Annotated in this window: 9 protein-coding genes and 1 other annotated feature (1 of these 10 cut by a window edge); of the genes, 1 reads left to right on the top strand and 8 read right to left on the bottom strand. The window is 61.5% G+C overall.

The window, feature by feature from the left end; translation table 11 throughout:
- Positions 1–55 precede the first annotated feature (55 nt).
- The 7 genes from H7C18_RS02915 to H7C18_RS02885 all read right to left on the bottom strand — a co-directional run bounded on the left by H7C18_RS02915 (position 56) and on the right by H7C18_RS02885 (position 12,739).
- A complete protein-coding gene (locus H7C18_RS02915) occupies positions 56–3,868 on the bottom strand; it encodes an S-layer homology domain-containing protein (RefSeq protein WP_185127510.1) in 3,813 nt (1,270 codons plus the stop codon).
- A gap of 142 nt (positions 3,869–4,010) precedes the next feature.
- Positions 4,011–4,493 carry an SRPBCC family protein gene (locus H7C18_RS02910; RefSeq protein WP_185127509.1) on the bottom strand — a complete coding sequence of 161 codons (483 nt, stop codon included), beginning with the start codon at positions 4,491–4,493 and terminating at the stop codon, positions 4,011–4,013.
- Complete coding sequence (locus H7C18_RS02905) at positions 4,490–5,626, bottom strand: response regulator (RefSeq protein ID WP_185127508.1); 1,137 nt, start codon at positions 5,624–5,626, stop codon at positions 4,490–4,492. Before H7C18_RS02905 ends, H7C18_RS02910 begins: the two co-directional genes overlap by 4 nt.
- Positions 5,627–5,669: 43 nt before the next feature.
- Positions 5,670–8,849: a hybrid sensor histidine kinase/response regulator gene (locus H7C18_RS02900; protein WP_185127507.1), complete on the bottom strand. Its 3,180-nt coding sequence runs from the start codon at positions 8,847–8,849 to the stop codon at positions 5,670–5,672.
- A 108-nt stretch (positions 8,850–8,957) separates the two neighbouring features.
- Entirely contained in the window at positions 8,958–10,130 is a 1,173-nt protein-coding gene (locus H7C18_RS02895; RefSeq protein ID WP_185127506.1) for an MFS transporter, read from the bottom strand.
- Positions 10,131–10,240: 110 nt separating this feature from the next.
- Positions 10,241–11,047: a sulfite exporter TauE/SafE family protein gene (locus tag H7C18_RS02890; RefSeq protein WP_185127505.1), complete on the bottom strand. Its 807-nt coding sequence runs from the start codon at positions 11,045–11,047 to the stop codon at positions 10,241–10,243.
- Positions 11,048–11,080: 33 nt separating this feature from the next.
- The gene (locus H7C18_RS02885) at positions 11,081–12,739 is read right to left on the bottom strand and encodes a carboxylesterase family protein (protein ID WP_185127504.1); all 1,659 of its coding nucleotides are present in this window, start codon (positions 12,737–12,739) and stop codon (positions 11,081–11,083) included.
- A gap of 138 nt (positions 12,740–12,877) precedes the next feature.
- Here H7C18_RS02885 and H7C18_RS02880 point away from each other — a divergent pair, with 138 nt between their 5' ends.
- Positions 12,878–13,756: a LysR family transcriptional regulator gene (locus tag H7C18_RS02880; RefSeq protein ID WP_185127503.1), complete on the top strand. Its 879-nt coding sequence runs from the start codon at positions 12,878–12,880 to the stop codon at positions 13,754–13,756.
- 236 nt (positions 13,757–13,992) lie between these two features.
- Here the strand turns inward: H7C18_RS02880 and H7C18_RS02875 are convergent, their stop codons facing one another.
- Positions 13,993–15,651, bottom strand: a complete 1,659-nt coding sequence (locus H7C18_RS02875; RefSeq protein WP_185127502.1) for a 2-isopropylmalate synthase — start codon at positions 15,649–15,651, stop codon at positions 13,993–13,995.
- 86 nt (positions 15,652–15,737) lie between these two features.
- Positions 15,738–15,879, bottom strand: a binding site (T-box leader); it runs 117 nt beyond the window's last position.

Here is a 15,879-nt window from a genome sequence, read left to right as displayed (position 1 = left end):
CTTTAACGTGCAAAAAGAGCCGCCCGAAGGCGGCTCCTAGGATATGGACTGCGATTTATCGGCCTGACGCCGCCTGAATCGCGGCGAAAGCCCAATTCGTTCTCGGCACGTCCGCGAAGAAAGGCTTGTTCCGATCGTTCGAACCGGACGGACGGCCGATCAGCTTGTTCAGGATGACGGCCGCTTCTGCGCGGCTCAGCGCCTGATCGGGCCGGAACGTGCCGTCGACGTAGCCGTTCATCAATCCGGCTGCCCTCGCCTTAAGGATTGCCGATAGCGCCCAATGGCCGGACGTGTCGGAGAAATTGCCGGTATCCGTTACCGCTTCGGCATGAGGGAGCAGCCTTGAGACAATTGCCGCCATCTCCGCGCGCGTGATCGGCTTGTCCGGAAGAAACGCTCCGTTCCCGTTGCCGCTCATGATGCCGAGCTCGACGACTTGGCGAATCACGCCGCTGGCCCAACTGGAGGACGGAACGTCCGAGAAAACGCCGCTCGCGCCCCCGGCTTCCCCGATCACAAGGCGGGACAGGATCGCCGCCATTTCCGCCCGGGTCAGGCTCGCATTGGGTTTGAACAGACCTCCGGCGTAACCGGACATGTACGGAATATTGCGCAGCTTCGTTTTCGGAGCCTGCTCGTAGGCCGTCCAGCCCGCCACGTTCACGATCGAGAACGTGCTGAATTTGTCTACGTCGAACGCCATCGTCCGGGCGTCCGATCCGTCCGTCGGCTCCAGGACCCGCCCGCGTACGAGCTCGGTCGTGCCGTCGCTATGTTCGATATAAACGCCCGCGTCTTGAAGATTCGCATGGTCCGGGAGAGGGAGCGTCACCGTGACTTGGCGCTGCCGCAATTCCGTCTCGATCGAGACGGGCTGCCCGATAAGGGTCACATCGCCCGTGCCCGCCAACGCCCGGATCGTCGGCGAACCGTTCGCTCGTCGCGCGATATCGGACTGATCCGCCGCATTTCGGGCGGGGGCGATCCGGAACGTCAAAGGCTCGTTCGTTCCATGGAGCGAGGCGGGCGGGACGGACAACCCCGCTTCGGCCGTACGGATGTCGAGCGTGAAACCTTCCGAAGCGATTCGGTTCGCGGCCGCGGAGGGCAATGCCACCTCAAGCTCGTCTGCTCCGGCTGATTGCGATGCCGGAAGGGAAAGGATCAGCCGGTCTAGGCCTGCCTTCTTCAACTGATTGACCGCTTGTTCGGCGAATGCGTCCGGCAGCTCGATCGCATCCGTTACCCGGCCGTCCGTGCCCGTCGTTCGTTTCACGGACAAGCTGCCCAGTCGGACGCCGCCGGAGGTGACGTCCAGTGTGTAAGATGACGTTGACGGCTGAACAACGCTTCCGGCTCCTCCGTTGCCTGGCGCGCTGCCGCCGCCAGGGTTGCTGCCTCCGGGTGTTTCTTCGCTTGTTACCTTCTTCGCTTCGAAAGCCGCGACGGCCTCGTTCAGCGCCGTCAATGCGGCATCGACTTGCTCTTGAGTCGAGGTCGCGTTATTTTTAACCGTCGCCGCTGCCTGGATCGCGGCTTGAAGAGCCGTTTTGGCTCCGGCTTTGTAGTTGCCGATCGCGCTGCCTTCCACCGTGGCGTCAAGCTTCGCTTGCGCGGCATTGATCGTATTGGTCAGCGCCGTCAATTCAACGACGACTCGCTTCGATTCGAATGCGTCGATCGCAGCTATTAATGCCGTTAACGCAGCGTTCAAGTCTTCTTGCGTCGACGCCGCATTGTCTCGAACCTCAGCCGCAGCATCAATCGCCGCCTTCAATTCGTCCTTTGCTCCGGCCTCGTAGTTGCCGGTCGCTCCGCCTTCCACCGCATCGTCATGCTCCGTTTGTGCGTCACTGATCGCATCGGCCAACTCCGTCAAGTCAATGACGACCAGCTTTGCGCCGAAAACATCGACCGCTGTTCCTAGCGCTGCCACCGCCGCATCGACATCGTCTTGCGTCGACGCTGCATTATCCCAAACCGCAGTCGCCGCTTCAATCGCCGCCTGCAGCTCATCCTTCGCTCCGGCCTCGTAGTTGCCGGCTGCTCCGCCTTCCACGGCGGCGTCTAGCTTCGACTGCGCGTCGTTAATCTCCTTAGAAAGGGCATCAAGATTCACGACGACACGCTTCCCCTCAAACGCATCAACCGCGGCGGTTAATGCCGTTAAAGCAGCATCAACATCCTCTTGCGTCGAAGCCGCATTGTCCCGAACCTCGGCCGCGGCATGGATCGCAGCTTGCAGCTCATCCTTCGCTCCAGCCTCGTAGTTTCCGGTCGCTTCGCCTTCCACGGCGGCGTCTAGCTTCGACTGCGCGTCGTCAATCTCCTTAGAAAGGGCATCAAGATTCACGACGACACGCTTCCCCTCAAACGCATCAACCGCGGCGGTTAATGCCGTTAACGCAGCGTCCACATCCTCTTGCGTCGAAGCCGCATTGTCCCGAACCTCAGCCGCGGCATTAATCGCCGCCTGCAGCTCATCCTTCGCTCCGGGCTCGTATTCGCCGGTCGCCAAGCCCTCCGTCGCCGCGTCCGCCTTCGCCTGCGCATCCGAGATCGCGGTCTCCAGCGCTGAGAAGTCGACCGGCTGCTTCTCCGCGATCGCCACCTTTTCGAACGTATACTCGTCGATCACCGTCACGGCTCCCGCCGTATTCAGAAGCCGCAGATAAGCGCTCGCGTTCGAGGTCGGATTCGCAGGCATGACGATCTCGTCTCCGCCTGCGCTTGCCGACATTTTCAGCTCGTACGTATGGCCTTGCAGCAGGCTTTTCCCGGTCGGCAGCACCAAGATTACATTGTAGATTCCGTTATCGGAATCGCTTGTGCTCATGGCCGCTCCGGGATTGAACTGCGTTCCGTCTCCGACGTCCTCGATGACGAAATCCGTCTTCGCGATCCGCCCGGCCGAAACCGCCGGCGAATTCGCCGGTTCGCTCGGCAGGTCGAACTCGAGGTCATTCGCGCCGTCCGAAGTCGGAACGAACCGAACGAGCGGTTCTCCCGCCCTCAGCGCGTGTCCCGCTTCCAACCTCATCCGCAGAACGGGCGTATCCTGAAAAGTGCCGGGCGTCCCATTCACCACGTTGAACCTGTCATTGCTCACCGCCGTCCCCGCCTCATTGGCAAAGGGCGGGTTTCCGGTATAGGCGATCGTAACCGAGTCCGTCTTCGACACCGGGCTTTGCAGCTTCACCAGGATCTCCGGTTCGTTTTGGACCGGAATCACGGCATCGATCGGAACGGAAACGCCGTTGACGCGAACGTCGAAGTCCGAGGCATCCCAGCTTTCCCCGTCCGGTACCGTCAGCGGCTCCGAAAACGTAACGTCCAGGATGTCCTTCTGAACGGTTGCGTTCGCAAGGTGCGGAGCCGTCCGGTCCAGCGTAAACGCGACGGTCCGGTAATTCGAGCCATGATCGTCGTTGACGAAAAACCGAACTTCATAAGTCCCGTCATCCATAGCTTCCTTCTGATACTGCGCCATATCCCAATGGAACTTCCCTCCGCCGTCCGAATACATCAGGCCCCCCGCATAGCTTTCATCATCCGTCCATTGCAGCGCCGGGTCGGAATTCGGGTACAAATACTTGCCGTCGCTCAGCCTTTTGATCCGGTAGCCTGCATTATGGATCGCATCTCCTTCCGGCGCTTCCGCGCTAACTTCCAGCCGGGACAGATCGATCGTTCGGCTCCCGTCGGCCGGGGTTATGCTCGTAAAAGTAAAGCTTTCGACAGCCGCCCCGGCTTTGGAGGTCCCCGCCGCGCCCGCGAGCGAAGCCGCCAGGATCCACGCCAGCGCCACCGCGATCGTTCGTCTCCACCGGGATCCGCGTTTTCGTTCATTGCTGTGTCTGCCCATTCTTCGACTCTCCTTCGACAAGTCTCTTTCCTTTGTCGAAGAGTAGCATGGCGCGCTCCCAAATCTCTCTCAAGCGTCCGAACGACTTTTCCGCAAAATTAAAGGAGACCCCTCGTCAGGGTCTCCCGTTTCCGATTGAAGTTCATTGCCCGGCAGCCGTTCGCCTTCGTTCCAGCTCCCTCTTCAGGCTTTCCAGGCCTATATTCATCGCCCAATAATGGTTCGAACGGAAGATCGGCTTCATGATCCAGGACAAATACTTGAGCATCGGCTTCTCGGCGTTGACGTACCAATCGAAGCGGACGTTCACATGGTCGCCGTCCTGCTTGAAACGCCATGTGCCCCGGCCGGCGAGGTCGCCGGAAGCTTTGAGCGACAGCATGTGCGGCGGGGTCTCGCTCGTTTTGCAAGAATTCCATTTCAACTTGTAGGGCAGCTTGCCTCTCGTCAGGAGCGCGTACACCTCGTTGCCGGTCTCCGCGTCGAAGCCCGCCGTCCGGATGTTCAAATAAACGTCGGGCCACCAGCGCTGATAATCCGGGAAGTTCGAGCAGATGTCGTAAACCTCCCGCACCTTGCCCTTGATCCGCCATTCCGTCGGCATATAATATTCGTTCGTCTTCATGGTCCGCACCTCGTTTCTCTCAATTGCCGCGCCAGTTCCCGCAGCTCCGCCGGCGGTTCGAGTCCCAGCTCCTCCGCCAGCATGCGCTCGAAGCGCTCGTAATGCCGAACATATGCGCTCTTCTCTCCGGCATCCGCATACAGCTGCAGCAGCTCCGCATGCATCTCCTCATCCAGCGGCGCGTGGCCGAGGTAGACGCGCAGCGTCTCCTTCGCGCCTGCCGGATCGCCACGTTCCCGGCGCCAGGCCGCGATCCCGCGTGCCAGCGAAGCATACAACGAAGCGGCTTCGGTCTCCGCGCTCGCGCTCCAAGGGTAATCCTTGCCCCCGAACAAAACGCCGCCATAGGAGCGAAAGATCCGTTCCGCTTCCGCCGCGTTCGTTCCGTCCACCTTCGAGGAGCGGGCCGTGAAATCCCGCAGCCGCCCCAAATCGGATAGAGAAGGAGGCGACTCGAAAAGATACCCTTCGTTCGTATGGGTCAGATCGATCGCGATTCCCGCTTCTTTCAGCGTTTTTTTGAGCCGATAGATCGTATTATGCAGGTTATGGAGAGTGCGCCCTTCCTCCGCTTCCGGCCACAGCAGGTCGGCCAGCCGCCACTTGTCGGTCAGCCGGTTCGGATAAGCGAGAAAGTAGGCGAACAGCTCCTCCGTTTTGCGGGTGGGCCAATCCAAGAGACTCCCGTCCGGCCCGCGCGTCTCGAACGAGCCCAGGCAGCGAACCGCCGGGCCCCCGTCGATCGCCGCCGGCCGAATGGCGGCGTGCATCCGGCGATTTTTCAAGAGCCGGGGAATCACCCGGTCCAGATCCTCCGGCGCAACCGGCTTGAGCAGGTAGTCTGACGCGTTCACCCGGAACGCGTCGACCGCATAGCCGGGATAAGCCGTCGTAAAAACGACCTGCAATTCCTCGTCGATCTCCTTCAGCTTGTCCGCCAGCTCAATGCCCCCCATCTTCGGCATCTCGACGTCGAGAAACGCCGCTTCCGGCCTCAGCTCCGCGAAGCGGGCGAGCGCTTCGAGCGGACTCGCGAACGCGCCGATTACCTCCAGTCCGGGATGCCGGCCGACGAGCCTCTCCATCAGGTCCAATGTCGGTTTCTCGTCTTCTACGATCATGACGCGAAGCATGGCTCGCCTCCTTTCCGTTCGTCCGATTTGCCCGCCCGGCGTATCAAGCCGGCCCGCCGAGCTTCGGCAGGTAAACGGTAACCTTCGTCCCGCGCTCCAACGCCGAGTCGACCGTAACGCTCGCGGCCGGCATCGTCGCCAGGCGCCTGCGAACGTTCGAGATGCCGATGCCCGCTTGCTCCGGCCGCTCTCCAGACCGGAGCCGGTACAGCACGTCGTCCGGCATGCCGACGCCGTCGTCGGCAATCTCGAACCGGAGGTACCCGTCGCCGTCCGATACCGACAGCGCGACCGTGCCGATCCCGTCTTTCTCGAACAAGCCGTGCCGGATCGCGTTCTCGACGAACGGCTGAAGCGTCAGGGACGGAATCGGATACGCTTCGAGATCCGGGTCCGATTGCAGTCGGTAGACCAGCCGGTCGCCGAAACGCGCCTTCTCGATCTCGACATAGGCCCGGATCAGCTCCAGCTCCTGATGCAGCGGCACCAGCTGCGTTCGCCCGTCCCGTTCGAACACCATCCGCAGGTAGCGGCTGAGCAGGGACAGCAGCGAAGCGGCTTTCTCCCCGTCGGTGTAACAGAAGGAGACGATGCTGCTGATGGCGTTGTACAGAAAATGCGGCTTGATCTGCGCTTGCAGGAACGCCATCTCGTTCTGAACCGCTTGATCCATCGAAGACTTCACGGCCAGCAGCGTGCGAACGCGCGCGGCGAGCGTCTTCGGATCGAACGGCTTGGCGATGAAGTCGTTGCCCCCCGCCCGGAAGCAGAGCTCGATATCGGGAAGCGAATCCCGGACCGTCGCGAACAGGATCGGCAGCTCCAGCACCGACCGGTTCTCGCGCACGGCGCGGCACAGGTCGATGCCGGACATCTCCGGCATCATAACGTCGAGAACGAGCAGGTCGATCCGCGGATTCTCTTCCAGCTTGCGCAGCGCCTCCTTCGCGGAGAAAGCCGTCAGCACGTTGTATTCGTCGCCAAGCAGATTGAGCAGGATGCGGACGTTGGACGCCTCGTCATCGACGACGAGCACCGTATGCGCCCGGCCGTCGTCCACGATCTCAAGCGGCGCAAACCGAGTTCGTCCCGCGCTAACCGCCGCTTCCTCCGCCGCCGCCGCGATTTCCCGCTCAGCCTCTTGAACGCCGCTCCGTTCCACCGCCGGCAGCATGAACGCCATTCGCGTGCCCTGTCCCGGCTCGGACCGGTCCACCCAGATCCGGCCGCCCATTCGTTCCACCAGCTGCCGGCTGATATACAGGCCGAGCCCCATGCCGGTATATCCGTCCCGCGGCCATTCATGCTCCGCCTGCTCGAAATAGCCGAACACCGCCTCGTGGCTTTCCGCCGGAATCCCGACCCCCGTGTCTTCCACCCATACGGTGGCGATCCCGCCCGCGATCTCCGAGCCGATCGCGATCCGTCCTTTTTTCGTATGCTTGATGGCGTTGTGGATCAGATTGTACAGCACCTGGCGCAGCCGGTTCTCGTCGGCGCGGACGAAGACGCCAGCGGGAATCGCGTTCTCCCATCGAACCTCCTTGCCGGCCAGCTCGAACTCCAGCACCTGGAACGCCGTCTGCGCGGCGACGCGCAGGTCGAGGACGGATTCCAGCAGCCGCAGATCCCCGTGCCTCAGCCGGACGACGTCCACCAGGTCGTTCACGAGCGCCGACAGCTTCGTCGACGTGTCCTGGATGAGCGACAGCTCGCTCCGCTGCCGGTCCGTGAGCCGCCCGGCCTTCTCGTCCAGAAGGAACGATGCGATATTCTGAATGCCGTGGAGCGGCGTCTTGAGCTCGTGCGACGTGTTCGCGAGGAACTCGTCCTTCAGCTTGTCCCGCAGGATCAGCTGGTCCGTCAGCTGCTCGGTCCGGTCCAGCGCGCTCGCCAGCCGCAGCGCGAGCAGCGCGTTCATGAACGCGAGGACGCTGAGGAAGGAGATCGTCCGTCCGATATCCGTCTGCACGAGGCTCAGCGAATAGAGAATACCGAACGCCAGGATCATCGCGACGGAGACGAGCACCCCGATGACCAGAACGGTCTCCAGGAGACCCAGCCGTCCGTCCCGCTTCGCAAGCAGCCGGATCGCGCGGTACAGGTAAAACGCCGCTACCAGCATGGCGTAATCCCAAGGGATGTCGCCGAGCAGATGATGTCCCGGATACGGTACGACGACGACCGCCGCCAGGTAAACGCAGATCGGCGTAAGCAGCACGAACAGTTGCTTGCGGCTCAGCAGCTTAGCGTCCAGATAGTAGAGAAAGACGCCCAGCAGCACGATGTTGGAGAAGCCGCCCAGATCGTTCAGCTTGCTCGCCGCCCAGTATGGCAATCCCGGCAGCAGCTGCAGCGTCAGCTTCTCTCCGTCCGTCACCATCAGCACCAACATCGTCAGAAAATAAAGCGAGCTGTACAGGTAGGCCTTGTCCTTCGTCCTCAGAACGTAAATCATCATGTGGTAGCCTGCGAACAGGAGATGGATGAACACGCCCGAAAATTCGACCGCAAAGTGAATCTGCTCGATCCGCAGCATGTCCGATTGCAAGCCGAGCTGAACGTCCTCGAAGCCGCCCTCGACGATCGGATTCGCAAAAATCGACGACTGCAGCACGATGTCGAGCCGGCCGTCCTCCGGCCGGACGAACGTCAGGTACGGCTTGTTCTCCTTCACGTAGTCGTCGGCATTGTCGGCCGGCCGCCCCTGACTGCCGACGAGATGCCCGTTGACGTAGAGGCGATGCGCTCCGTTCACGTTCGGCAGGCGAATACCGTAGCCGATGTCCTCGTCCTTCACCTTCACGATCAGCCGGTACGTGCCATACTCGGTCGCGCCCGCTTCGTCTACGGGACTGCCGGACCAAGCATTCGGAATCGTCGCGTACGGAGCGGACGGGGGCGGCACCCGGCCGGCCGCGAAGTCCTCCGGCGAATACAGTTTTCGCGGGTAGAAGACCCATTCCCCGTTCAGCAGAACCGTCCGGCTCGCCCCGAACTTCCAACCGCTCAAGTCGACGACGCCCTGCTTCGCCGTCGGCGCCGATCGATCCGGCACCGTATACCGGTTGATCGCCGCAAGCAGCACGCACGACAAAATCGGGATCAGCATCAGGCCGAGCGCCCTGTACCCCCATCGCAACCCTTTCCTCATCGTCTGGGCTTCGCCCTTTGCCGCCCCGTCCGCCATCGTCCGCTCCGCGCCCCTTGTCTTTCGTGTCATCCGCTTCAACAGCGTAACGCACGCTGCTCTCAAAATGCTCTCAAACTGCATTATGACAAACATTCCCGGAGTTCGCATCCGGAAAATGCGGCGGGTGCGGCACGCCGCCTACGGCAAACGGTTCCTTCTTCCAAGCAGCACAACGAAAGGAATCCACGACAGAACCGTGAACGAGAAGGACACTGCCAGAATCGCATCCATCCCGATCTGCTTCGACATGGCGGCGCCGATCAGCGGGGCCAGAATGCCCCTGACGCCGACCATCGTCAAGTAGATGCCGCTGTACGAGGGAATATGGCGGCCCGAGACGCGGGAGATGTATCCGATCCAGGCCAGGTCCATGCCCGCCCCCGACGCACCCGCGGCGAACGTGCCGCAGATGATGGCGAGCGGATGGGACGACAGCCAGTACACGAGCGGATACAAAGCGCCGAGGAGCGCCGACAGCAGCATGACCGGAACCGCCGAATAGCGGTCGATCACATCGCCCCACACCTGGTTGAACAGCAAGGAAGCCATGGTCATGACCATGCTGAGCAGGCCGATCTGGCTGAACGACAGCCCAAGCTTCTCGGTCTGGTAGATGGGGAACAACGACGAGGGGAGTAATTGGGAGAACTCGAAGACGAAGATGCCGAGCAGCAGCAGTTGAAAAGCGCCGTCCATTTTGAGAGCGTTCATCGACTCCCTGAAGGTGCCCGCTCGGGCTTCTTCTTGAACCTGTCTCGCGGCTTTGGGCTCGCGAATGCGGCTGAACACGGCCATGCCGGCCACCCCCAGGCCGAAAGCGATCAGAACGGCCAGCCGGAAGCGTTCCTCCAGCCAATGGCCGCCGACATACGTCCCGATGACAACCGCGATTCCTCCGGAGATCCGGACGTACGCCATGTAGCTCGCCCGGTTGGCTTCGGGGTAGATCGCCTGCATGAGCCCCACGTAGGACGGCATCGCGACGCTGAGCATAACGAAGAACAGCACCGTAAGCAGAACGAGTGTCGACGATTGAGTCGTGAACGCCATCAGCAGAATGAAAATGCGGGCAGACCCGTGGAAGAGATAGAGCAGCCTCACCCGATCCGCCCTCTGGGTCAGCCTTCCCCAGAGCAAAGCCAGCAGGTTCGCCGCCATCGGAGCCGCCGCGATCAAGGCGGTATCCATCGCGCTTCCGCCGAACTTCAGCGCCATAATCGCCAGGAACGGCAGGATCATGCCGCTCCCCAGCCCGCCCAGCACCGTCGCGACGATCTCGATGCGCAGATTGCGCAGCGCCAGTTGATTCATCCTTGCACCACCAGCCTTCAACAAGCATCTCTTATGTGTATGCTTGTCAGGCCGGGAGCTTGTACGGAATCTTTGGCCGACCGGTCGGCAGCCGTGCACTCCGACGCCGATTACGCCTTCAAGATCAAACGGACGGACACCGCGATCAGCATAATCGCCAGCGTCCGGAGCAGCAGCTTCGCCGGCAGCCGCTTGGCCAGGCGGGCGCCGAGCTGTCCTCCCGCCAAGGCGCCGGGAGCGAGCAGGAGCGCCTTCATCCAATCGATGTTTTGCAAAATAGCGTGCGAGCCCGTACTGACCACCGCGGAAAGGCAGATTTGCAGCATGGACGTCGCCACGGCGATATGCGGCGGGAAGGACAAGAGCAGCGTCATCGTCGGAACCATCAGGCTGCCCCCGCCGACGCCGAACAGGCTGGATAAGAAGCCGACGAAAAAGCTGATGGCAACCCCGGTTGGCAGATGGTATCGATATTCGAACGCTACGCCGGACAAATCGATGAGGCGTCGGGACGAAGTCGGCTGCCAGGGAAGCGGAATCGGCCGCTTGGGCCGAAATAGGATTAGCAGGGAGACGAGCAGGAGGAAGCTGCCGAAGGAGACGAAGAAGGCGCCGCCCTCGATCCGCCGGACCAGCACGGCCCCGATGACGGAACCGGGGATCGAGGCGCCCGCGAACGACAGGGCCGCCTTGTAGTCGATTCTTCGCTGGCTCGCGTACACGTAAGTGCTGGAGAGCGAATTGAACAGAAGCATCGCCATGGAGGTGCCGGCCAGGTGAGCCGGCGTCATGTCCGGGAACAGAAAAGCCATGGCGGGGACGACGATGAATCCCCCGCCCAAACCGACGAGGGAACCGGACAGTCCGGCCAGCAGGCCAATGAGCAAGAGAAGGAGAACAGTCGTCGCGATCGTCATCGGTTGTCCGGTCCCCTCTCTTGCTTGCGCATGCTACTCATTTTTCCGACGTCCGCCTGTCCGGAAGAACCGTCCGTCGAAGATCCGGCTCTGAATCCAAGCCCGCCGCTCCGGCGTCAAATCCGGATCGGCTTCCATCGATGCGAGCGTGCCGTCGTCGCGGAGATATTCGCCGGACATCCGGACGATCGCGCGTTCGGCATCCGCATCCAGCCGGAGTATCCGCGGCCGGTCTTCGGCCGGACTCCACTCGCTCCAGAGCGGAAGCCCATCGCCGTTCGGATTGCCCGCGTGAAGAAAGTTCCGGACGTAACCGTGAAGAATGGCCGTCAGCGCCTCGCGCCCCGGCTCGTTGTCCGCCGTTACGTAACCGTCCGGATGATTCTGAAGAGCCGCAGCGAAATCCCCCGTGTAAAACATGACGTCCGCTCCGTGGCTCGCGCCGAGCAGGAACCGGAGCCGGTCGTCGATCACTCCCTCCCGATTCCCCCAGCAGAACCGGTAGGTATAGACCGGCGGCGGCGGGTCCTGCCGCTCCGTCAGCCATTCCGCCACCCGCTCCGCGTTAAAACCCGCGTATAGCTCGCTTCCGTAACGGACGGCGGCTTCATACAGCTTGCTTTTTTCCGGGTCCTCGGTCAAGCTTCCGTCCGCCGCGAAGGGCGCGAATTCGGGATCCCCCATCGCGAACACGGAAAATTCCGTCTCCAGACTTCCGAGGACGACCGGCACCGGCGGCCGGGGAGCCTGTCCGCGGTCCGCGGCGCCGAATCCGCCCTCCGGAATGACCGCTCCGTCCTCGAACAGGTGCGGGAACGGCGCCATTTGAATAGCCGCCTGACCGAGCGCCCGCGCGTACCGGTCGGCGCCCAGGCTTCGCAGCAGGGCGGCGGCCTCTTCCGCCGGCAGCGACATCAGCTTCCGCTTCGCCTCGTCCTCCGTCGCGGCGAAGCCGGAAGCGGCCAGCGCCTTCGCGGCGACTTCTTCGCCTTTGGCGTCTCCTTGACGCGGATCCGCCGTCGTCATTCCGCCGCTCATCACGACGGCCTGGCGGAACAGCCCCCGGGCGCACGGCGAGATCAAGGCGGCCAGCACGTTCCGCGCCCCCGCCGATTGGCCCCCGAGCGTCACCCGGTCCGGATCCCCGCCGAATCGCTCGATGTTGCCGCGCACCCATCTTAACGATTGAACGATATCCAGCAGTCCGTAATTTCCCGAATCGTCCAGCGGGTCTCCGGTTCTTAGGAGCGGATGTCGGAAGAAGCCCATCGCCCCCAGCCGGTAGTTGATCGAGATGACGATGCTGCGGGTCGCCTTCGCCAGCCGTTCTCCCCTGAAGTCCCGGCCGGCTCCTCCCAGATTGCCGCCCCCGTGCGCGAACACGAATACCGGCAAGCCCGCGCTCTCATCGTCCGGTCGCCGCACGTTGAGATAGAGACAATCCTCGGCCCCGGCCGCATCTTCGCCCATGAGCTGAACGGCGCTGTTCCCGTACTGCTTCGCGGACCGAACCCCTTCCCAAGCCTCCGGCTCCAGCGGCGCCTTCCACCGAAGCTCGTTCGCCGGCGGCTTCGCGTACGGGACGCCCAGCCACCGCAGCGTTCCCGACTCCGAATCGCGAACTCCTTCGAGCATCCCATACCGCGTCGAGACGAGCGGATCGGGCTTGAACGACTCTCTATTCGTTTCCATTCGCGCTCTCCCCTTCACTTCTTCGCGATTCCGACGCTTTCTTGACTCTATCCCGATTATAAAGTCGCCTTTCGATCATGAAAAATATATGTTTTAATATAAAAACCATAACAGTTCAGTTATAAGAAGGAGCCCGAAATGGACTTGCTCTCTTTGCGTTATTTCCGGACCGTGGCCCGGCTGGAGCATATGACGAAGGCGGCGGAAGCGCTGCAGATCGCCCAGCCCGCCTTAAGCCGGATGATCGGCCAGCTCGAGAAGGAGCTGAACGTGCGGCTGTTTGACCGTTCCGGCCGCTCCATCCGGCTGAACGAATTCGGCCGGCGCTTCCTGGCCAAAGTCGAGCATGCCCTGCAGACGCTCGAGGACGGGAAGCAGGAGCTGCTCGATCTCGCCGAACGCCCGACGGGTTCCGTCGGATTCTACTTGCAGGTCGGCTCCTACCTGCTTCCGGATATGATCTCGGCCTTCCGGAAGATGCATCCGGAGGTCCAGTTCAAGCTGCTGCAGCACGACCCGGAGAAGGCCGTCAGCCCATCGTTCGATCTGTGCCTCTCCTCCCGGCCGTTCCGGATTCCGGGAACCGAGTCGATTCCGGTGCTGACGGAGCCCATCGTGCTCGCGGTCCCGAGCGGCCACCGGCTGGCCGCCCGCCGGTCCGTGCGCCTCTCCGAGCTTGCGGACGAAGGCTTCATCAGCCTGAAGCCCGGCAAGCGGCTGCGGGAGACGACCGACGCCCTCTGCCGCTCCGCCGGCTTCGCGCCGCGGATCCTCTACGAATGCGACGAGCCGTCGATGGTCCGCGGTCTGGTTCGCTCGGGTATCGGCGTCTCGTTCATCCCGCTTCTGACCTGGGGCGGCTCGCAGGGCTCGACGGTCGCGCTGCTGACCGTCGAGGAGCCCGAGTGCTCCCGCACCCTCGAGCTCTCCTGGTACGCCGATCGTTACATGACCAAGGCCGCCAAGACGTTCAAGGAGTTCGTCCAGGAGTATTTCGAGGGGCTTGCGCTCCAATAAAAAAATAACAGGAAAACCTCCTGCTATTTTTTGCAAAAATCATGAATGGACAGAATCAAAGGGAAAACCTCCCTTTAATCATGGCTCGTCAGCTCTTTTTGAGGATTTTGGCATGAAATAAAGGGAGGTTTTCCTGTTATCTTCTTATTCCCGAAGTTTTCAAACCCCGGCGAAACGACCGTTCGCCGGGGCAATCTGAAGCGGCTGCCGGGAAGCTCCCGACGGTCTTTTTCCGCTTATCGAATCATTTTGTTAACGGCGCTGACGAGCGCCTTCACGGAGGAGGTCATGATGTCCGCGTCGATGCCGCAGCCCCAATATTCCGTACCGTCCGAAGCGGTGATGCCGATATACGAGATGGCGCGCGAGCCCGAGCCGACCTCCAAGGCGTGTTCCGTGTATTTCAAGTTGGCGTACGAAACGTTCAGATTCTGCTGCAGCGCCTGGCTGATCGCGTCCAATCGCCCGTTGCCGGAGCCTTTGAATTCTTGGCGCTCGCCGTTCAGCCGGACCGTGACGACGGTCTGGTACCCTTCCTGCTGTTCGAAATGAAAATTGACGAACTCCAAGGGAGATTGAATATTCACGTATTCCTCGACGAAAATGTCGTAAATCTCCTCGCTCGAAATTTCCTTGTGCAGGCGATCCGAGACGCTCTTCACGCAATAGCCGAAGTTCTCGCGCATCTTCGGCGGGAGATCGAAGCCGTACTTCTGCTGGAGCAGGTAGCCGATCCCGCCCTTGCCGGACTGGCTGTTGATCCGAATGATGTCTCCCTCGTACTCCCGGCCGATATCCTTCGGGTCGATCGGCAGATACGGCACCGACCAGATCAGGTTGTCTTTGCCCTCTCTCCAATTCAAGCCCTTGGCGATGGCGTCCTGATGCGAGCCCGAGAATGCCGTGAACACCAGCTCGCCCGCATAGGGATGTCTCTCGCCGACACGCATCCGGGTCAGCCGCTCGTAGGCCGCCTGGATCTCGGGAAGATTCTCCAGGTTCAGCTTCGGATCCACGCCGTGCGAGTACAGGTTGAGCGCCAGCGTGACGATGTCCACGTTGCCCGTTCGTTCGCCGTTGCCGAACAGCGTCCCTTCCACCCGTTGCGCTCCCGCGAGCACGCCGAACTCCGCGTCCGCGATTCCGGTTCCCCTGTCGTTGTGCGGATGAACCGACAGGATGACGCTGTCGCGGTATTTCAAATGGTTGCTCATATACTCGATTTGGCTGGCGTACACGTGAGGCATCGACATCGAGACGGTCGCCGGCAGGTTGACAATGACCTTATGATCCGGCGTCGGCTGCCAGACGTCGAGCACCCGGTTGCAGATCTCGAGCGCGAACTCGATCTCGGTGCCGGTGAAGCTCTCCGGGGAATATTCGAATTGGATGTTCCCCTCGATCTCCTTCGCATGCTCTTTGAGCAGCTTGGCGCCGGTGACCGCGATATCGACGATCTCTTCCTTCGACTTGCGGAAGACTTGCTCCCGCTGAGCCACCGACGTCGAGTTGTACAGATGAACGACGGCGTTCTTCACTCCTTGCAGCGATTCGAACGTTTTGGCGATAATGTGCTCTCTCGACTGGGTCAGCACCTGGATCGTGACGTCGTCCGGAATCAGGTTCTGTTCGATGAGCGCGCGCAGGAAGGCGAATTCCGTCTCCGACGCCGCGGGGAAGCCGACCTCGATCTCCTTGAAGCCGAGCCTGACGAGCATTTGGAAAAACTCCAGCTTCTCCTCCAGGCTCATGGGAACGATCAACGCCTGGTTGCCGTCCCGCAGATCCACGCTGCACCAAGCCGGGGCTTCCTCGATATACTCCTTGCGCGTCCAGTTCAAGCTGGGCTCCGGCGGCATAAAATAACCGCGGGCGTATTTGTCGTAGTTCCTCATCCGCTATCCTTCCTCTCGTTCATGTGGAATGGAAATCGCCGTCCGCGAATCGCCAGACAACAAAAAAAGCCTTCCTTCTCTATCCAGATAGAGACGAAAGACTTGTCATCTTACGCGGTACCACTCTCATTCATGCCGCGGGGGCATGCGCTTAGCGGATCCAGGCGAAACGCCGCCTGATATCCTCCTAATGATAACGGTTAGGGTTCCGGCCCCGCCTACTTGTTC

This window comes from Cohnella zeiphila (assembly GCF_014212055.1).
GTDB classification, from domain to species: Bacteria; Bacillota; Bacilli; order Paenibacillales; family Paenibacillaceae; genus Cohnella; species Cohnella zeiphila.
The sequence above is the reverse complement of the archived record's forward strand: the minus strand, read 5'-3'. Positions and strand labels throughout refer to the sequence as shown.